Origin of the sequence: Sphingomonas faeni (assembly GCF_003053745.1) — a bacterium.
Lineage (GTDB): Bacteria > Pseudomonadota > Alphaproteobacteria > Sphingomonadales > Sphingomonadaceae > Sphingomonas > Sphingomonas faeni.
Genome location: NZ_QAYE01000007.1, coordinates 173,582 through 191,459 on the forward strand (window position 1 = coordinate 173,582; position 17,878 = coordinate 191,459).

At 66.2% G+C, this 17,878-nt stretch carries 15 protein-coding genes; 6 read left to right on the forward strand and 9 right to left on the reverse strand.

Translation table 11 applies throughout. The features are described 5' to 3' along the window. Positions 1-6: 6 nt before the first annotated feature. The 6 genes from C8J25_RS13870 to C8J25_RS13895 all read right to left on the reverse strand — a co-directional run bounded on the left by C8J25_RS13870 (position 7) and on the right by C8J25_RS13895 (position 7,964). Entirely contained in the window at positions 7-1,659 is a 1,653-nt protein-coding gene (locus tag C8J25_RS13870; protein ID WP_107954929.1) for a TonB-dependent receptor, read from the reverse strand. 23 nt (positions 1,660-1,682) lie between these two features. Next, on the reverse strand, positions 1,683-2,777 hold the full coding sequence (locus C8J25_RS13875) for an AAA family ATPase (RefSeq protein WP_107954930.1): 1,095 nt from the start codon (positions 2,775-2,777) through the stop codon (positions 1,683-1,685). Between the two features lie 4 nt (positions 2,778-2,781). Next, positions 2,782-4,305, reverse strand: a complete 1,524-nt coding sequence (locus C8J25_RS13880) for an XrtA system polysaccharide chain length determinant (RefSeq protein WP_056058096.1) — start codon at positions 4,303-4,305, stop codon at positions 2,782-2,784. Positions 4,306-4,315: 10 nt separating this feature from the next. Beyond that, positions 4,316-4,960 carry an XrtA/PEP-CTERM system exopolysaccharide export protein gene (locus tag C8J25_RS13885; protein WP_056058093.1) on the reverse strand — a complete coding sequence of 215 codons (645 nt, stop codon included), beginning with the start codon at positions 4,958-4,960 and terminating at the stop codon, positions 4,316-4,318. 140 nt (positions 4,961-5,100) lie between these two features. Continuing rightward, positions 5,101-6,327: a pyridoxal-dependent decarboxylase, exosortase A system-associated gene (locus tag C8J25_RS13890; protein ID WP_107954931.1), complete on the reverse strand. Its 1,227-nt coding sequence runs from the start codon at positions 6,325-6,327 to the stop codon at positions 5,101-5,103. Further along, positions 6,324-7,964 carry an acyl-CoA ligase (AMP-forming), exosortase A system-associated gene (locus C8J25_RS13895; protein ID WP_208622607.1) on the reverse strand — a complete coding sequence of 547 codons (1,641 nt, stop codon included), beginning with the start codon at positions 7,962-7,964 and terminating at the stop codon, positions 6,324-6,326. The genes C8J25_RS13890 and C8J25_RS13895 overlap by 4 nt, the downstream gene beginning before the upstream one ends. A 77-nt stretch (positions 7,965-8,041) precedes the next feature. On the opposite strand from C8J25_RS13895, the gene C8J25_RS13900 reads away from it, so the two are divergent. The 3 genes from C8J25_RS13900 to C8J25_RS13910 are packed head-to-tail and all read left to right on the forward strand — an operon-like array spanning position 8,042 to position 9,791. Next, positions 8,042-8,320, forward strand: coding sequence for an acyl carrier protein (locus C8J25_RS13900; protein WP_093397165.1), 279 nt, complete (start codon positions 8,042-8,044; stop codon positions 8,318-8,320). A gap of 29 nt (positions 8,321-8,349) precedes the next feature. Then, positions 8,350-9,027, forward strand: a complete 678-nt coding sequence (locus C8J25_RS13905; protein WP_107954932.1) for an alpha/beta hydrolase family protein — start codon at positions 8,350-8,352, stop codon at positions 9,025-9,027. Further along, entirely contained in the window at positions 9,015-9,791 is a 777-nt protein-coding gene (locus C8J25_RS13910; RefSeq protein WP_107954933.1) for a hydrolase 1, exosortase A system-associated, read from the forward strand. The genes C8J25_RS13905 and C8J25_RS13910 overlap by 13 nt, the downstream gene beginning before the upstream one ends. 106 nt (positions 9,792-9,897) lie before the next feature. Here the strand turns inward: C8J25_RS13910 and trxB are convergent, their stop codons facing one another. Beyond that, entirely contained in the window at positions 9,898-10,866 is a 969-nt protein-coding gene (gene trxB, locus C8J25_RS13915) for a thioredoxin-disulfide reductase (protein WP_107954934.1), read from the reverse strand. A 126-nt stretch (positions 10,867-10,992) separates the two neighbouring features. Between trxB and C8J25_RS13920 the strand changes: the two genes are divergently transcribed. From C8J25_RS13920 to fdhD, 3 genes are read left to right on the forward strand one after another with little or no spacing between them, the layout of a single operon-like run. Next, positions 10,993-13,281 (forward strand): FdhF/YdeP family oxidoreductase, encoded by a 2,289-nt coding sequence (locus tag C8J25_RS13920; RefSeq protein WP_107955042.1) that lies wholly within the window; start codon positions 10,993-10,995, stop codon positions 13,279-13,281. A 26-nt stretch (positions 13,282-13,307) separates the two neighbouring features. After that, positions 13,308-13,793: a molybdenum cofactor guanylyltransferase gene (gene mobA / locus C8J25_RS13925; protein WP_279628763.1), complete on the forward strand. Its 486-nt coding sequence runs from the start codon at positions 13,308-13,310 to the stop codon at positions 13,791-13,793. Further along, positions 13,790-14,581: a formate dehydrogenase accessory sulfurtransferase FdhD gene (fdhD, locus tag C8J25_RS13930; protein WP_107954935.1), complete on the forward strand. Its 792-nt coding sequence runs from the start codon at positions 13,790-13,792 to the stop codon at positions 14,579-14,581. The genes mobA and fdhD overlap by 4 nt, the downstream gene beginning before the upstream one ends. A gap of 33 nt (positions 14,582-14,614) precedes the next feature. Here the strand turns inward: fdhD and C8J25_RS13935 are convergent, their stop codons facing one another. Both C8J25_RS13935 and C8J25_RS13940 read right to left on the reverse strand, forming a co-directional pair. Next, positions 14,615-15,403 (reverse strand): formate/nitrite transporter family protein, encoded by a 789-nt coding sequence (locus C8J25_RS13935; protein WP_107954936.1) that lies wholly within the window; start codon positions 15,401-15,403, stop codon positions 14,615-14,617. Further along, positions 15,400-17,769 (reverse strand): FdhF/YdeP family oxidoreductase, encoded by a 2,370-nt coding sequence (locus tag C8J25_RS13940; protein WP_107954937.1) that lies wholly within the window; start codon positions 17,767-17,769, stop codon positions 15,400-15,402. Before C8J25_RS13940 ends, C8J25_RS13935 begins: the two co-directional genes overlap by 4 nt. Between the last annotated feature and the right edge of the window lie 109 nt (positions 17,770-17,878).

Consider the following 17,878-nt stretch of genomic DNA (forward strand, 5'->3'; position numbering starts at 1 on the left):
TCGCCTTCAGAACTGGTACCGCGCACCGATCAGCGCCTGCGCCGACCAGTCGCTGTCGAGGTCGCCGACCTTGAAGCTGTAAAGCCCGAGCGACGCGGTGGTGCCGAGACGCCCGAAATTGTGAAAATATGTCCCCGTCCCGCCGTAAGACCACACGCCGGTATCGCCGGTGATGTCGTCGACGCCGCTGTCGTAATAATTGACGAACAGGTCGGCGTTGACGCCGGAAACCGGGGTCAGCCTGCGCGTGTAGAAGAGCTGGCCGTAATAGCTTTCGTCATCGAGACCCGCGACGACCAAGCCGGGCGCGAGCCGCGGCGCGTAAAGCTTGCGATTGGCATAGCCGATGCCCGCGCCCCAGGTGGAGCGCCCGCGCGTCGCCGAGATCACGCCGTCGATCCCGCGTGCACGGTAGCTGGCGGTCGAGATCGACTGGAACACGTCGTTGAGGCAACCGCCGGGTTGCGCACCGGTGGAGCCGAACACGCAGCCGTTGAACTGCTGGCCGAAACCCTGCTGGTTGCCGCTCAGGAAGCTGGTCGGCAAATTGCCGATACCGGTCCTGAGCTGACGGCCGAAGGTCTGCACGCCGTCATACACGTTGACCGCGAGGCCGACGGAGTCCGATGCCTGATAGGTCGCGGTGCCGGTGTAGCTGAGCGATCCGTAGCGGCGCCCGACATGCCCCTCCACCGAGGTCCGGCGATTGGGCCGCCAGACGACGCCGGCGTCGTAATAGATGCCGTCGGTGCGATAGGCGACGCGGCGCGGCGATGCCTCGTTGGTGACGAAGCGACCGTCGCGATCGAGCACGGGCGTGCCGGTCGCGTCGACGACCGGATCCTTCTGGCTCGTCTCGATCTTCTCGTAACCGACGCCGGCGGTGAGCGCGACATAGGGCGAGATCGGCTGGAGTATGTCGCCGCGACCGTAATAGCCCTCGTAACGCTGCTTCAACTGGCTGGCGGTCTCGCGGTCGTAAGCGCCGCTGACCGTGAGCCCGAACGGAGCGATCGCACCGGGGCGCACCGAGGCGCTAGCGGTCACGGTGTTGCCGATCGAATCGTCGTAGTAGTCGAGCCGTTGTCCACCCAGGCCCGCATCGCCGAACGTCGGCGTATCGACCTTGGTATACCCGAGCCGGTAGTTCGCGATCAGCGCCACCGGGCCGGCGTTGCTGGTGAAGCTGGGGCCGGCATAGACCGAATAGATCTGGCTGACGTTGCTGACATTGCCGACGAGAACGCCCGGCGCCGCGCCGCGGATATCGGAACGCGACCGGGTGGCGATACCGGCGGCCTCCAGCGTGAGGTTCGGCGTGACGCGCGCATCGACGCGCGCGAGGCCCGAATGGATATCGTCGTCGCCGAGACGATCGCCCCAGCCGAAACGATGCTCGTACCGATAGCTGACTTGGCCCGAGATACGCTGGGTCTGGACCGCCGCGTCGACGCCGGCGGCGAGGCTGGTATAGGTCAGCACGTCGCCGCCGTTGAGATCGGCGGACAACGTCTGGTTTGCCTCGACATACGGATTGATCGTGATGCGGCGCGACGATTGCGCGGGTTGCGTCGGCAGATCGGTCTGCGCGACGACCGGCGTGGCAGGCAGTGCCGCGAGCACGCAACCGCCGGCAATCGACGCCAGCTTCCGGGCCATACGCCTAGTGTGCAGCGTCCGCATCACGACGCGTGCCCGTAATAGCTGCCGAACCGCGCACCGCCCTGGACGAACGACACCGCATTCAGCACGAGCTGGATATGCTCGCATCCGTCGAGCAGGTTCACCGCGGCCCGCAGTTCGTTCTCGGGGGTGTGGTCGGCGCGGACGACGAGCATCACCTGCCCTACCCGCATCGCCAGCACCGATGCCGGCGACGCCGCGAGCGCAGGGGGTGAATCGAAGATCACGACGCGGCGCGGATTGGCCTCAAGCAGGCGCGCGATCACCGACTTGGTCCGCGCGCTGGCGAGGAGTTCGGTATCCATGCTGGTCTTGGACCCGGCAGGCAGGATCGAGAGATGCGGCACGTCGGTCTGGATGACGAGATCCTCGACGTCGATCCGGGTATCGCCCAGCGCATCGAGCAGTCCGGGGCCATCGGTGAGGCCGAGCTGCGCGACGACGTCGGGCTTGGCGACGTCGGCATCGACCAGCAGCACTTCGGTGTCACGCTCGGCGGCGATCGAGAGCGCGAGGTTGATCGCGCAGAACGTCTTGCCGTCGCCGGGGCGCGCCGAGCAGACCAGGATCATGCGCGCCTTGTCGGCGCTGCCGCTCTCCGCGATCCGCGCGCCGGTGATCAGCAACTGCCGCTTGATCAGGCGGAACTCCTCGGCAAGCGGGCCGACCGGCGCACCGGGGACGATCATGCCGTTCGCGGCCAGCATCCCGCGATCGATCCGCACGGTGTCGGATGCTTCGTCGGGCAGGTAGAATTCGTCGGGAAGCTCGTCGCCGACCGGTGCGCGCAGTTCTTCCGGGATCGCTAGGAAGGTGGGGTCGACGAATTCGTGCGACGGCTCGGCCTCGGATACCGGCGCAGACGTCGCAGCAGGCGTCTCTTCGACCGGCGTTTCGAGCTTCGGCGACTCTGTCTCCCGCACCTCGACGACGGGCGGGACCACGCGCGCGACCGCGGGCGCAACCAAGGGCGTCTCAACCTGCGGCGGAGTCGGCACGACGGTACCGCGCAGCCGGGCGTGCGCGTTGAAATCATACACCTTGGCCGCTCGTTCGAGCAGCGAGGGTTCGCGATCAGGCTTCGTCACGGTCATCCCCCTATGCCGCCAGCCCGCGCTGGAGGATCTCTACCCCCAGCAACAGGACATAGGCGACGCCCAGTGCGGCCGTACCGCCCAGGAACATCTTCAACTTGTGCCGACGCTGGCCGGATTGCACGCGCGTCACCACTTCGCCAATCGACCCGATCACCGGCATGCCTGCCGCCTTTTCGAGCCGCGCGGTCGTCGCGAACGTGGATCGCAGCTGCCCCATCGCGAAGGCCGCGCCGATTCCCGCCGCGAGTCCCGCGATCAGAACCCCCGTGAGTAGCAGCAATCTGTTCGGCGCGCTCGGCTTGCTCGGCATCGTCGGGGGATCGATCACGCTGAACTTCACGTGATCGCTCTGCGATTGCGCCTGGCCGACGATCGCGGTCTGTTCGCGCTGTTTGAGCAGCGCGTCGTACTGGTCTTTCAGCACCTGATAATCGCGATCGATCGAGCCCTGTTCGGCGGCGACTTCCGGATCGCCCGACAGCTTCGAATTGAGCAGGTCGAGGTCGCCCTGCAACTGGCTGCGCCGCATCCGCAGCGAGGCGACCGTGGCGGTGCGATCCGCGACCATCGACTGGAGCGACGCGTAGAGCGGGTTCTGCGCGCTGCCCCCTGCACTGCCGCCCGCCAGCGGCTCGCTGCGCGCGGCCGCAGTGGCCGATGCGAGCTGGCTTTTCAGCGCGATCACGTCGGGATGGTTCTCGGTATAGCCGCGCGCGCGGGCATCGGCGAGCTGACCCTGGATCGCCTGGAGCCGTGCGCGCGCCGGCCCGGCCGCGCCTGCGACGCCGCCCGTCCCCGCGACCGTCGCCGGCGTCCCGGCCATCTGGCCCTGGACCGCGGCAAGGCTCGACTGCGCGGCGGCGAGATCGCCGTCGACCTGCGACATCTGCGACCGCGCGGCGCTGATCCGGTCGCTGACCGAACCCGTGCCGGGGAGAGCGCCAAGATAGCGATTCTGGAAGTCGGCGCGCTTGGCCTCGGCGTCGGCGAGCTGCTTCTGGCGCGAGGCGAGCTGCTGGTCGAGGAAGGTCAGGCTCTGCGTCGTCTTCGAGCGATCGCCGGCGAGGTTCTGCTCGACGAACAGGTCGATCAACTTTTGCGTGATCTGGCGTGCGAGCTTCGGGGTCGCGGCGCTCGTCGTGATCTGGAACAGATTATCCTGTTGCGACACGATCTTGATGTTCGGGGCCAGCGCCGCGACGCGGTCGGCGACGTCGCGGTCGCTCGACACGGTGTTCGCGAGATCGGTGCCGCGCACGACCTTTTCGAGGTTCACCGCCGAGATGAGCGTCGTGCGGATCGTGTCGACCGTCATCGGCGCGACCTGTGGCACGCCGTCCATGCCCGAGGGCAGGATCGTCTGCATCTGCACGAACACGCGCGCGGTCGAATCGTAGCGGCTCGGGATCTGCGACACGACCAGCCAGCCGAGCACGCACACGCCCCATGCCACCGCCAGCGCGAGCCAGCGCCGCGTCCAGATCGCATGGAGCGCGATCCGTACCTCGTCGTAGATCCCGTTCATCCCGATCGCCTCAGAACATCGATTCGGGGATGATGATCACGTCGCCCGGCGCGAGCCGGACGTTGGCCGACGAATCGCCCTTCTTCAGCAGGTTGTTGATCTGCAACCCGAACTCGGTCTGCTTGCCGGTCGCGCGATCGTAGCGCACCAGCCGCGCCTTGTTGCCCGCCGCATACTGGCTGAGCCCACCGACCGCGATCATCGCATCGAGCAAGGTCATGTTGGCGCGGTACGGGATCGACGCGGGCTTCTCGGTCGCGCCGACGATGCGGACCTGCTGGCTGTAGGTGCCGCTGAAATTCTCGACGATCACCGAGACGATCGGGTCCTTGATATAGGCCCCCAGCGCCTTCTTGATGTCGTCGCTGAGCATCGCGGGCGTCTTGCCGACCGCAGGCAGGTCGTTGATCAGCGGCGTGGTGATCCGGCCGTCGGGACGCACCTGGACCTTCGACGACAGCTCTGGATTGCGCCAGACGAAGATGTTGAGCTGATCGAGCGGGCCGATGACATATTCCTCGCCCGGCAATTCCTGCTTCGCGACGAACGAGGCGGGCGGCAGTGCGGGCGGCGTGCTGCCGGTCGTGCACGCGCCGAGCGTGGTCGCGGCGAGGCCTAGGGTCAGCAGGGATTTCGATACAGATCCGGAACGCATGGGTAACTTTCTCCTGGCGCCGCACCGTCCATCGGTTGCCCGACGGGCGGCTAACTCAGCCTTCGCTATGCAAGTAACAGGTGAAGATAGCGTTAGGAGCGCCCCGTAACCATGCCCCGCCAAGGCACTGCAACTGCGCCTTATATACCAGTAACGATCTCGGACGCCGGTGGATGCCCGAGAAACGCGGTCGGGCTGGCGCTCGCCCCGTAGGCGCCCGCGATGAAGATCGCGATCAGGTCGCCGACGTGGACGGGGGGAAGCGCGACCTTGTCGCCGAGCCGGTCGAGCGGGGTGCAGAGCGGACCGACGACGGAGACGGTTTCGATCGGCGCGTGGCCCATCCGCGCGGCGACCGCGATCGGGTAGTTGCGGCGAACGACGGTGCCGAAATTGCCGCTGGCGGCGAGCTGGTGGTTGAGGCCGCCGTCGACGACGACGAAGGTCTCGCCCTGGCTTTGCTTTATGTCGATGACGCGGGTGAGGTAGACGCCTGCTTCGGCCACGAGCCAGCGGCCGAGTTCGATCGCGAATCGGGTTTCGGCGAGGATCGCGGGGCGGGATGCGAGCGCTTCGGCCAGCGCCTCGCCGACGCGTTCGACGTCGAGCGGCATGTCGCCCGCGAAATACGGGACGCCGAAGCCGCCGCCGAGGTTGACGAGCGGGGGGGCGACGCTCGCCTCCTCTGCCAATCGCGCCGCGAGTGCGATCGTCGCGGCCTGCGTCTCGATGATCGCTCCGGCATCGAGCGCTTGGCTGCCGGCGTAGATATGGAACCCGCGCCAGTCCGCGCCCGCTGCGACGATCGCTTTCACGAGCGCGGCCGCCCGCATTGCATCGACCCCGAAGGGCGACGCGCGACCGCCCATTCGCATGCCCGAGCCGCGGAGCTCGATGTCGGGGTTTACGCGGACCGCCATGCGCGGTGTGTGGCCGAGCCGCTCGCCGATCGCGAACGCCCGCGCCGCCTCGCCTTCCGATTCGACGTTGAGCGTGGCGCCGGCGGTGATCGCGGCGGCGAGTTCGTCGTCGCGCTTGCCTGGCCCGGCGAAACTGATCGACGCGGCCGGTTTCACGACGAGTGCCTTCGCGAGTTCACCCGACGAGGCGACGTCGAGCCCGTCTACCAGCGGCGCGATCGCGGCCAGCAGGCCGGCGTGTGGATTGGCCTTGATGGCGTAATGAAGGTCGATCGCCGGCATTGCCGCACGAAACCGCCCGATGCGGGCGGCGACGATCTCCATATCGTAGACGAACAGCGGTGTGTCGCCGGCCTCTACCGCCCAACCATCGGCAGTCCGTCCGCCGATCTCCAGCGGACCATCCTGCTGTGCGAACTCGGGAGGAAGGGCACCCATCGGTTTCATGACGCGCTCCCGTCCGTGTTCCCCCGCGAAGGCGGGGGCCCAGTCTGGACCCCCGCCTCCGCGGGGGAACAAGCTCTTACCTCTATCGCAATCGCAGACCTATCCAGCTTCCCGTTGGCATTACGCGGCAATTCGTCCCGCCAGAGATACGCACCCGGCTGCATGAAGCTCGGCAGAGCAGTCCGCAATCGCGCCCGCAACGCCACCTCCCCGTCCGCATCCCCGGCCAGCATCACAATAATCGCCTGCCCCAACCGTTCGTCCGGCACCCCCACCGCGACCGCCTCGCGCGCCTCCCCACCCGCCAGCACGGCCTCCTCGACCTCGAGCGGACTGATCCGGTTGCCTGCGCTCTTGATCATCTCGTCATCGCGCCCGACGAATCGGAGCAAGCCGTCCTTGCCCTCGACGACGGTATCCCCCGACCAGACCGCCGTGCCGTTGCCACCGGGGGCCGGGCGGAACCGCTGCGCCGTCCGCGCTTCGTCCTGCCAATAGCCTTGGGCGACGAGCGGGCCGGCATGCACGAGCTCCCCCGCCGCCCCCGGCGCAGCGCGCGTGCCATCGGGCTTCACCACTGAGACCTCGGCAAACGGAATAGCCCGCCCCATCGCATCGGGGTGCGTATCGATCAGTGCCGGGTCGAGATAGGTCGACCGGAACGCCTCGGTCAGCCCGTACATGGCGTACACTTCCGCCGCCGGGAACCGATGGCGCAGGCCCCGCACGAGTCGTGGCGTCAGTGCGCCGCCCGAGTTGGTCAGGCGTTTCAGCCGCGCGGCGGTTTCCACCGGCCACTCCGCTTCCAGTAGCTGAACCCACAAGGGCGGCACACCTGCCAGCGTCGTGGCTTCGACCCGCTCGACAGCCTTCACCACGTCGCGGGCGACGAGGTAGTCGAGCGGCGCTACCGACGCGCCGGCTGCCCAGGTGGAGAACAGCTGATTCTGGCCGTAGTCGAACGACAAGGGCAGGACGCCGAGCACGCGGTCTTCAGGCTTCAGCTTCAGATAGTGCGCGACGGAGATCGCTCCGAGCCACAGGTTTGCGTGGCTCAGCATCACGCCTTTCGGCCGGCCGGTGGAGCCGGACGTGTAGAGGATTGCGGCCAGGGTATCGGGGTCGGCGTCGGAGGGACCCATCATTCCGCTCCCCTGCGGAGGCGAGGGGGTGGGAATAACGGGCGTTGCGCTTTGCAATCCTGGCCCCCCGCGTTCGCGAGGGAACAGAGAAAGAAGATCGGCCTCGTCCACGGTCGCGCAGCCATCCGGTACGTCGCCATCGTCTAGCGTGCCGGCTCGCGCACTCTGAGTCACCAGCAACCGAGCGCCGCTATCTGAGAGAATATGCGCCACCTGCGCTCGGCGGAGCAGTGGGTTGACCGGGACATGCGCCAGCCCCGCTCGCGCCACCGCGAGCGGCATCAGGCAGGCGACGCGCGTCTTCGGCAGCCACGTCGCGACGCGGTCGCCGGCCGAAAGCCCCCGGTCAGCGAGCCACCACGCCAACGCACCGACCCCTGCCTCGAGCTCGGTAAACGTCATCGCGCCCGCTTTGTCGACCAGCGCAACGGCATCTAGCGCACTACGCAGCGCGATGTGGTCGATGGGGTACGGAACAGGGTCGAGCGCGATCATGCGACCCTAATAGCGCCAAGCCGTTGCCGAATTCACCCCCACACGCTAGCGGGGCCGGGTTCGTAACCGTTCAGGCGATGCTCGTGATCTTCGAAGGCACTTCCCAAGTCGAAACGACGGTACGCGCCGTCCTCGCCGATATCCTGGGTCTTAGCGCGGACCGCGTCGCTGCGTTCACCGCCGACACACCGCTGTTCGGCGCGCTGCCCGAACTCGATTCGATGGCGGTGGCAAGCGTGCTGACCGAACTCGAAGACCGGCTCGGCATCCTGATCGAGGACGACGAGATCGACGGCGAGATGCTCGAGACGTTCGGCGCACTCGTACAGTTTGCCGCGAGCAAGGCACTGGTCTAGCCTTAACGGGCGGTCTAGCCTCACCCGGGATGACCGCCCTGCGCTTCGATACCTATGACTGGAGCGGCGGCCGCGAAGCGATGCTGCGGTTCGGCCGCGATGCCGGCCCGATCGTCATCGCCGCCCTCCCGCTGTTCGCAGAAGCGAACCGGACGCGCCAGTTCCTCGTCACGATTTTACGCGAACTTGCGGATCATGGGATTGGCAGCGTGCTCCCCGATCTCCCTGGCACCGGCGAGAGCATCGTCGTCACCGGCGAAACGCGACTCCGCGACCAGCGGACAGCCTATACCGAGCTGGCTCAGCAACTTGGCCGGAACATTTACGGCCTTTCGATAAGAAGCGGCGCGCTTTTCGATACCGACGCCGCCCTCGCCGGCCGGTGGCAGCTATCCGCGCAAACCGGCGAAGACGTGTTGCGTGAGTTGGACCGCGCGCGAGTGGCGTCCCGCTCCGCTCGAGCTAGCGACACCGACTATGCGGGCAACACGCTGTCCCGCGAAATGCTGGCCGACCTCCGCCACGCCACACCCTATGCGGGAACGGGCCCTTTGCGAGGTGCTAGGCTCGAATCCGATCCGCGCGACGCAGACGTGAAATATGCTGCCTCACCGCTGTGGCGTCGGTCAGAGCCGGACAATGATACTGTTCTAGCTCAGATACTTGCCAATGACGTCTCACACTGGATTGCATCGTGCGAAAGCTGATCGCGTTCGCTTGCGAAGGCGAAAGCCTTGCCGCGACGCTGGATGAGGCAGACGGGTCTATAGGACTGCTCATCGTGTCCGGCGGCAATGAAATCCGCAGCGGCGCACATCGCGGCATGGCGATGCTGGCGCATCGACTGGCCGCCGCTGGCATACCCGTGTTCCGTTACGACCGCCGCGGCGTGGGCGACTCGACGGGCGACAATAAGGGCTTCCTCAGCGCCGAACCTGACCTGATCGCAGCCGTCGCCGCGTTCCGCCGCGCGGCACCGGGGGTCAGCCGGTTGGTCGGTTTCGGCAATTGCGACGCCGCCAGCACGCTCGCGCTGTTCGGACGATCGGCGGGGATCGACCGGATCATCGTCGCGAATCCCTGGGTCGTTCAACCGGTCGACGACCTCCCCCCTGCCGCCGCGATCCGGGCTCGCTATCACAGCGCGCTACGCGACCCCGCAACCTGGCGACGCGCGCTGACGGGACGGGTCAGTATTGCCAAGCTTCTCAGAGGCTTGAAAAGAGTTGTGACCGCCAAGACTGAAGAGCGTGCTTCACTAGCGACCAACGTCTTGACCGCACTTGACGGCTGGCACAACGACGCCGCCATCGTCCTTGCGACGGGCGACGCGACCGCGATGGCCTTTGCGGCACGGTATCGCGGTGGCGCGAAGGTGAAGCGGTTCGATACGGCGTCCCATAGCTTTGCCGGGGCGGAGAACGCCGCCGCGCTCCACGCCGCGATCGTCGACGGGATGGCGCAGGAGTAGCTGCCCGTCATCCTGACAAACGGGAGCGCCAAGGCCATGAACGCTATCGTTTGGAACCCTGGGTCCCGACTTTCGTCAGGATGACGATGGACGAAGGCCGCGAGCGTTATTCCGCGGCTTCGGCCAGTTCCGCAAACTCGGCCGCCGCGAGGAACCGCTCGGCGTCCAGCGCCGCCATGCAGCCCGTCCCCGCCGCCGTCACCGCCTGCCGGTACACCTTGTCCGCGACATCGCCGCACGCGAACACGCCCTCGACGCTAGTCCGGGTCGACCCGGTCTCGACCGAGATGTACCCGTCCGAATCGAGATCGATATGGCCGCGGAACAGCTCCGTCGCCGGATGATGCCCGATCGCCACGAACCCGCCATCGACCGCAAGCCGCGAGCGCTCGCCGGTGACCGTGTCCTCGAGCTCCAGCGCGACCAGCCCTGCATTGCCGCCGCCATCGACGAACTCGCGCACCTCCTTGTTCCAGAGCACCGTCACGCCCTTGTGCGCGAACAGGCGTTCCTGGAGTATCTTCTCCGAGCGCAGCGAATCGCGGCGGTGGATCAGCGTCACGTCGGGCGAATGGTTGGTGAGGTACAGCGCCTCCTCGACCGCGGTGTTGCCGCCGCCGATGACGGCGACCTTCTTGCCGCGGTAGAAGAACCCGTCGCAGGTCGCGCAGGCGCTGACGCCCTTGCCCTTCATCGGCTCCTCGCTGTCGATGCCGAGCCATTTCGCCTGCGCGCCGGTCGCGATCACCAGCGTATCGCCCTCGTACACGTCGCCGCTATCGCCGATCAGGCGGAACGGGCGGCTGGTCAGGTCGACCTGGACGATCGTGTCCCACATCATCCGCGTACCGACATGCTCGGCCTGTCCTTGCATCTGCTCCATCAGCCACGGGCCCTGGATCACGTCCTTGAAGCCGGGATAGTTCTCGACGTCGGTGGTCGTGGTCAGCTGGCCGCCGGGCTGGATGCCCTGCACGACGATCGGCGCCATCCCGGCACGCGCGCCATAGATCGCGGCGGAGAGCCCGGCGGGGCCCGAGCCGAGGATAAGCATGCGGGTCGTGTGCGTCGTCATCGGAGTTCCTTGGAGATTCGAGATCTCATCTAGGGGATGCGCGCCAGGATTTGAACCGCCGGTAAATCTGTCGCGCCTGCATCGAAAGCTTTGCCGCTTCGTTGAAGGGCAAAAGCGGAGATGAGCATGAGCGACGACCGGACCGTAGAGATCGAGGACTACACGGCACCAGCAGGCGGCTGGGGCTCGATGAAGTCCCTCGTCGAGATTTCCGCACGGGAAAAGGTCGGGCCTGAGATCGTCCGCGAACTGGCGCGCCAGAACAAGCCGGATGGCTTTGCATGCGTCAGCTGCGCCTGGGGCAAGCCGGCGCATCCGCACGTCGCGGAATTCTGCGAGAACGGGGCGAAGGCGACCGCGTGGGAGCTGACTTCGTTCCGCGTGACGCCGGCATTCTTTGAGCAGCATACGGTCAGCGAGTTGATCGGCTGGAAGGACTACGATCTCGAACAGGCCGGGCGGCTTACGCACCCACTGAAGTATGATGCCGCGACCGACAAGTATGCCGCGTGCAGCTGGGACGAGGCGTTCGCGGGCATAGGCGCCAAGCTGAAGACCTATGACCCGACCAAAGTCATCTTCTACGCCTCGGGCCGCGCCAGCCTCGAGACTTCGTACATGTATAGCTTGCTCGCGCGGATGTATGGCAGCCAGAACCTGCCCGACAGCTCGAATATGTGCCACGAGACGACCTCGGTCGGGCTGAAGTCGGCGATCGGTTCGGCGGTTGGCACGATCCACCTGTCGGACTATGAAAAATGCGACGCGATCTTCTACTTCGGGCAGAACCCAGGTGTGAACAGCCCGCGGTTCCTGCATCCGCTGCGGGATTGTGCAAAGCGCGGCGTCGAGATCGTCGTGTTCAACCCGCTCAAGGAGCGCGGGCTGGAGAAATTCCAGGACCCACAGAACCCGATCGAGATGGTGACGGGCAAGTCGACGCCGATCGCCTCGCAATATCATCAGCTGAAGACCGGCGGCGACGTCGGCGCGATCATGGGGATGTGCAAATACCTGATCGAGGCCGACGACAACGCCAAGCGGATCAACGGCCTGCCCGTACTCGATCACGCTTTCCTCGCTGAACACACGACCGGGTTCGAGGCGTTCGCCGATGTCGCACGCGCGACCGAATGGGCGACGATCGAGCATGAGAGCGGCCTGCCCCGGACCGAGATCGAGGCGGCGGCGAAGGTCTATGCCAAGTCGAAGGCCGTCATCGCGGTCTACGGCATGGGGCTGACGCAGCATGTCGGCGGGATCGACAATGTCCACATGGTCGTCAATTTGATGCTGCTCCGTGGCAACATCGGCAAGCCCGGTGCGGGCATGGGTCCGGTTCGTGGTCACTCGAACGTGCAGGGCCAGCGCACCGTCGGGATCACCGAGAAGCCCGAACTCGCCCCGCTCGACAAGCTCGCCGAGCAATATGGCTTCGAGCCGCCGCGCGAGAAGGGTTGGGATACGGTCGAGGCGTGCGAGGCGGTGCTCGATGGCAGCGCGCAGGCGTTCGTCGGGCTTGGTGGCAATTTCGTGCGGGCGATCCCCGATCATGCGCGGATGGAGCCGAAGTGGCGCGCGCTGGACCTGACGGTGCATATCGCGACCAAGCTCAACCGCTCGCACCTGCTGCCTGGCGAGACGTCGTATTTGCTCCCCTGCCTCGGCCGGATCGAGACCGACATGCAGGGCACCGGGCCGCAGAGCGTGTCGATTGAGGATTCGTTCAGCCAGATTTACGGCTCGAAGGGCAAGGCTACGCCAGCGTCCGAGACGTTGCTGTCCGAGCCAGCGATAGTCGCGGGAATCGCCAAAGCGACGCTCGCGCCCAATCCGAAGCTCGATTGGGATGCGTGGGTGCGTGATTACGCGCGCGTTCGCGATGCGATCGAGGTGACGTATCCGGACCTGTTCAAGAACTTCAACGACCAGATGTTCACGCCCGGTGGCTTCTGGAAGGGCGTGCCTGCGGCGCACCGCGAATGGAAGACGAAGAGCGGCAAGGCGGAGATCAACGTTCCGCAGGCGCTGAACGTGACCGGGTTCGAGGAGGCGGAGGGCCGCTTCCGGTTGATGACGCTGCGGTCGAACGACCAGTTCAACACGACCGTGTACGGCTATCACGACCGTTTCCGCGGCGTGAAGGGCACGCGCGACATCGTGTTCATGAACCGCAGCGACATGATCCGGATGGGGATCACCGACGGCGACGACGTCGATCTCGTCGGCGATGCCGGCGGCAATTCGGATCGTCGTCTGAACAAGCTGCGCGTGGTCGAATATGCGATCCCCGAGGGCTGCCTCGGCGCGTACTACCCCGAGTGCAATTTGCTCATGCCGGTTGCCCACCATGCCCGCGAAAGCCATGTTCCGGCAGCGAAATCCGTGCCGGTGCGGATCGAGAAGACGCGCTGACCGAGCAGCGCATTCTCGGCGTCGTACTGGCCGGAGGACGGTCGTCTCGCTTCGGGTCCGACAAGGCGATGGCGGTGTTGGACGGGCGTGCGTTGGCTGAGCATGCGCGGGCGTTGCTGTGGCCTCATGTCGAGACCGCGATGGTTGTCGGGCGCGATGGGGCGATCCCTGACCTGCCAAGTCCGGATATCGGGCCATTGGGGGGCATCGCCGGCGCGCTTGGGTATGCAGCCTCGCGCGGGTTCACGTCGGTGCTGACGATCGCGTGCGACATGCCGTGGTTGCCGGACGGGTTGCTGACGGCGCTGTCCCGACGTGCTTCCGCCTATTGCCCCGACGCTCCGGTGCTTGGGCATTGGGAGACGCGTTTGCTCGGCAATTTGCTGACCCATATCGAAACCGTACCGCGGCGATCGGTGCGCGGTTGGGCGGAAGCGATCGGGGCTATCCCAGTTCCGGCGGGTGCGCCTATCCCGAACGTCAACACGCCGCAGGACCTCGATACCTTATGACCACGTCGCGCAACCAGGCGATCAAGTTCCTGCGACCTGATTCGATTACCGCGGGAGAGCGCGCCATCGCGGTCGAAGTGCCCGTCTCGATCGAGATCGACGGGCTTGGTTATGCGGTGATGATGATGACGCCCGCCGACCTAGCCGAATTCACGACCGGCTTCCTGCTGACCGAGCGGCTCGCCGATAGCGCCGACGACGTGCGCGACATCGATATCTTCGAGGCGGAGGCGGGCTGGATCGTGCGCGTCGGACTGTCCGAACGCTGCAAGGGCCGCATCCACGACCGCGTCCGCCACCGCACCAGCGACACGAGTTGCGGGCTATGCGGGATCTCTGGGCTCGAACAGCTCCGCAAACCGGTCCCGAGGACGCCGCCAAAGCCCGATACGCCTGTCGACGCTCTGTTCACCGCGCTGGGCGGGCTACGCGCTCACCAGCCTCTGAACGCAGCTACGGGCGCGATCCATGCCGCGGCCGCGTGTGATCGCGAGGGTCGGATCGTTGCTGCGTATGAGGACGTCGGCCGTCACAATGCCCTCGACAAGCTCGTCGGCGGAACCGCGATCGCGAGGCAGCCGATCGACGGCTTCATCCTCGTTACCTCGCGGATCAGTTTCGAGATGGTTGACAAGGCGCTGATCGCCGGTGCGCCGATGCTGGTGGGGATATCCGCCCCGACCAGCCTGGCGATCGATCACGCGCGCGAGCACGGCCTGACGCTGCTCGCGCTCGCCCGCAGCGACGCGATCCTGGTCGTCAACGATCCGTGGGACGTGTTCGCGTAGCAGCAGGCCCGCTGCTGCTACGCGAACACGCCGTTACTTGGCGGCCTGTACCGCGTCCGTCTTCGACGCGACCAGATAGCCGCCAACGACGAAGACCAACGCACCGATCGTGTTGCCGACGGTGACGATCGCAAGATTGCGGATCATGCCGGCGAGGTCGATCGACGAGTTGGGCACCAGCAGGCCGAGCGTCAGCGCGGTCATGTTGGCGACCGAATGCTCGAACCCGGCGGCGACGAACGCGAGCAGAATCCAAGCCATCGCGATGCACTTGGCGGTGTCGCCGGTCATCCGCGCCGCGGTCCAGATCGCGAGGCAGACGAGCCAGTTGCACAGGATCGCGCGGGCCATCAGCGCGGTCGCGTCGACCGACACCTTGTGCACGACGTACGCGTGAAACATCGTATCGGCGTTGGCAAAGATCGCACCGCCGCCGCCTGCCGCGAACACCACCGACAGCACCACGCCGCCGACGAGGTTGCCGATCCACACGACGACGGCGAGCTTGAGTGCGTCTCCGATCGTGATGGTCCGGCGTGCGAGGCCGAAGCCGAGATACATCACATAGCCGGTGAACAGTTCAGCCCCGGCGAACACGGTCAGGATCAGCCCGAGCCCGAAGGTCGCGCCCATTACCAGTGGTCGCACACCGGGTTCGAGCCCCGAGCCCGTGCTGAGCGCGAGGATCATCGCGATGCCGATATACGTGCCCGCGAGGATCGCGCCCGCGAAGAACCCCGCGGGAGAGCGCCGCAACGCCTCCGCCTTGGTCGCCGCTAGGGTCGCGTAGGTGTCGATCGTCGACGAATAGCCGGTGCTCATGCGTGTACTTTACTCTCGTGCCCGACGATCCCCGCGCGCACCACGCCGCGATCCGAACCCATGTCGGCGGCGGCGGGACGAACGGTCACGGGGATGGATTTGTAGGACGGGGTGAAGCTCTGCGGATCGTGATCCTCGAGCGCGATCAGCGGCTGCGTCTCGGGATAGTAGGAGGCGACGCAGCCATCGGGCAGCGCGTAGCGGACCAGCATCAGCTTCTGCACGACACGATCGGGCCGCGCGAACTGAAGCGCGGTCGCGATGTCGACGACGTCGCCTTCCTTGTGCCCGAGCCGTGCCATGTCGCGCTCGTTCATGAACAGGATGTCGCGGCGCCCGAACACACCGCGATAGCGATCGTCGAGGCTGTAGACGGTGGTGTTGTACTGATCGTGCGCGCGCAGCGTTGTGAGCCGCAGCACGGTCGGATCGCCCGCGCTCTCGTCCTCCTCGACACCCTTGGCGACGATGAAGTTCGCCTTGCCGCTGTCCGTCTTCCACTCGCGCATCGCTGCCGAGTTCGGCAGGTGGAAGCCGCCCGGCTTGCGGATACGTGCGTTGTAGTCGGCGAACGCGGGGAAGACCGCCTCGATCTTGTCGCGGATCAGGCTGTAGTCGCCGACATAGGCATCCCAGTCGATCTCGACCGGCGATCCCCTGACTGCCAGCGTCGCCTTGGCGATCTCGCCGACGATCCAGATCTCCGACTTCACGTTGTCGCCCGGCGGCATCAGGAAGCCGCGCGAGGCATGGACCATCGACATCGAATCCTCGACCGTGACCGATTGCTGGCCGGTGGCCTGCATGTCGAGTTCGGTCCGACCGAGGCACGGCAGGACGTAGGTCGCCTTCGCCATCAGCAACTGCGTGCGGTTGAGCTTGGTGGTGATGTGGACCGCGAGATCCAGGTTGCGGAACCCTTCCGCGCAAGCCTGCGGATCGGACGAGGCGATCGCAAGGTTGCCGCCGAGGCAGACGATCGCCTTGGCATGGCCGTCGCGCATCGCCGCGATGCTCTCGACGACCGAATGGCCGTGCTCGCGGGGCGGCTCGAACCCGAACACGTCGCGCATGTTGTCGAGCAGCAGGGGCATCGGGCGCTCGGTGATGCCGACGGTGCGGTCGCCCTGGACATTGCTGTGGCCCCGCAGGGGGCAGATGCCAGCGCCGGGGCGGCCCATGTTGCCGCGGAGCAGAAGGAGGTTCGCGATCTGCTGAACGTTGGTGGTACCGGTGCGGTGCTGGGTGACGCCCATGCCGTAGCAGCAGATCGTCGACTTCGACTTCGCATAGGCGAGCGCGACTTCCTCAAGATCACTGCGGGAGAGGCCGCTGGAGCGCTCGATATCCGCCCATTCGGTCGTCGCGAGATCGGCGATATAGTCGTCGAGGCCCGCGGTATGCTCGGCGATGAACGCGTGATCGAGCGCGGGTTCGCCACCCGACACCTTGGCCGCCTCGTCGAGCGCGACCAGAGCCTTGGCGATGCCCTTCAGCGCGGCTGCGTCGCCGCCGACCTTCACCTGATAATAGCTGCTGGCGATCGGGGTGGCCGACATCGTCGCCATCTCGACCACCGACTGCGGCGATTCGAAGCGTTCGAGCGAGCGTTCCTTGAGCGGGTTGAAGACGATGATCTTGCCGCCGCGCTTCGACACTTCGCGCAACGTCGCCATCATCCGCGGATGGTTGGTGCCGGGGTTGTGGCCGATCGACAGGATCAGGTCGGCGTGGTCGAAATCCTCGAGGCTGACGGTGCCCTTGCCGATGCCGATCGACTTCGGCAGGCCGACCGAGGTCGCCTCGTGGCACATGTTCGAACAGTCGGGGAAGTTGTTGGTGCCGTACAGCCGCACGAACAGCTGGAACAGGAACGCCGCCTCGTTCGAGCAGCGGCCCGAGGTGTAGAACTCGGCCTGGTTGGGATCGGGAACGGCGGCGAGGCCTGCACCGATCTCGCGCATCGCGTCCGCCCAGCTCACGACGTCATAATGATCGGTGGCGGCGTTGTAGCGGAGCGGCTCGGTGACGCGGCCCTGGTCCTCGATCCAGTGATCGCTCTGCTTCCAGATGTCGGACACGCTGTGCGCGGCGAAGAAGTCGGCGCCGATCGTCTTGGCGGTCGATTCCCACGCGACGGCCTTCGCACCGTTCTCGCAGAATTCGAACGAGGAGGTATGTTTCGGGTCGGGCCATGCGCAGCTCGGGCAATCGAAGCCGTCGGGCTGGTTCGACTTGAGCAGCGTCTGGCCGCCGCGGACGACGATCTGCTGCGCCTTGAGCGAGACGGCGACCGCTTTCAGCGCACCCCAGCCACCAGCCGGACCCGTATAATCGGCGATCCCATCAGGGCGTTTGTCGCGCATGCTCGTCTCTCCCGTAAGGCCGAACCGACGCGAACACCGAATACGCAGCGCGACGCCCGACCATTAACCCAAGGCAATAGAACGGCATTTTACGATTGCGAAGACGAGT

Excerpts from the sequence above, each read along its gene's own strand:
- C8J25_RS13940 (WP_107954937.1), bottom strand. The coding sequence starts at position 17,769 with ATGCGCGACAAACGCCCTGATGGGATCGCCGATTATACGGGTCCGGCT.
- C8J25_RS13900 (WP_093397165.1), top strand. The coding sequence starts at position 8,042 with ATGCTCGTGATCTTCGAAGGCACTTCCCAAGTCGAAACGACGGTACGC.
- trxB (WP_107954934.1), bottom strand. The coding sequence starts at position 10,866 with ATGACGACGCACACGACCCGCATGCTTATCCTCGGCTCGGGCCCCGCC.
- C8J25_RS13870 (WP_107954929.1), bottom strand. The coding sequence starts at position 1,659 with ATGGCCCGGAAGCTGGCGTCGATTGCCGGCGGTTGCGTGCTCGCGGCA.
- C8J25_RS13895 (WP_208622607.1), bottom strand. The coding sequence starts at position 7,964 with ATGATCGCGCTCGACCCTGTTCCGTACCCCATCGACCACATCGCGCTG.
- C8J25_RS13890 (WP_107954931.1), bottom strand. The coding sequence starts at position 6,327 with ATGAAACCGATGGGTGCCCTTCCTCCCGAGTTCGCACAGCAGGATGGT.
- fdhD (WP_107954935.1), top strand. The coding sequence starts at position 13,790 with ATGACCACGTCGCGCAACCAGGCGATCAAGTTCCTGCGACCTGATTCG.
- C8J25_RS13885 (WP_056058093.1), bottom strand. The coding sequence starts at position 4,960 with ATGCGTTCCGGATCTGTATCGAAATCCCTGCTGACCCTAGGCCTCGCC.
- C8J25_RS13920 (WP_107955042.1), top strand. The coding sequence starts at position 10,993 with ATGAGCGACGACCGGACCGTAGAGATCGAGGACTACACGGCACCAGCA.
- C8J25_RS13875 (WP_107954930.1), bottom strand. The coding sequence starts at position 2,777 with ATGACCGTGACGAAGCCTGATCGCGAACCCTCGCTGCTCGAACGAGCG.
- C8J25_RS13935 (WP_107954936.1), bottom strand. The coding sequence starts at position 15,403 with ATGAGCACCGGCTATTCGTCGACGATCGACACCTACGCGACCCTAGCG.
- C8J25_RS13880 (WP_056058096.1), bottom strand. The coding sequence starts at position 4,305 with ATGAACGGGATCTACGACGAGGTACGGATCGCGCTCCATGCGATCTGG.
- C8J25_RS13905 (WP_107954932.1), top strand. The coding sequence starts at position 8,350 with ATGACCGCCCTGCGCTTCGATACCTATGACTGGAGCGGCGGCCGCGAA.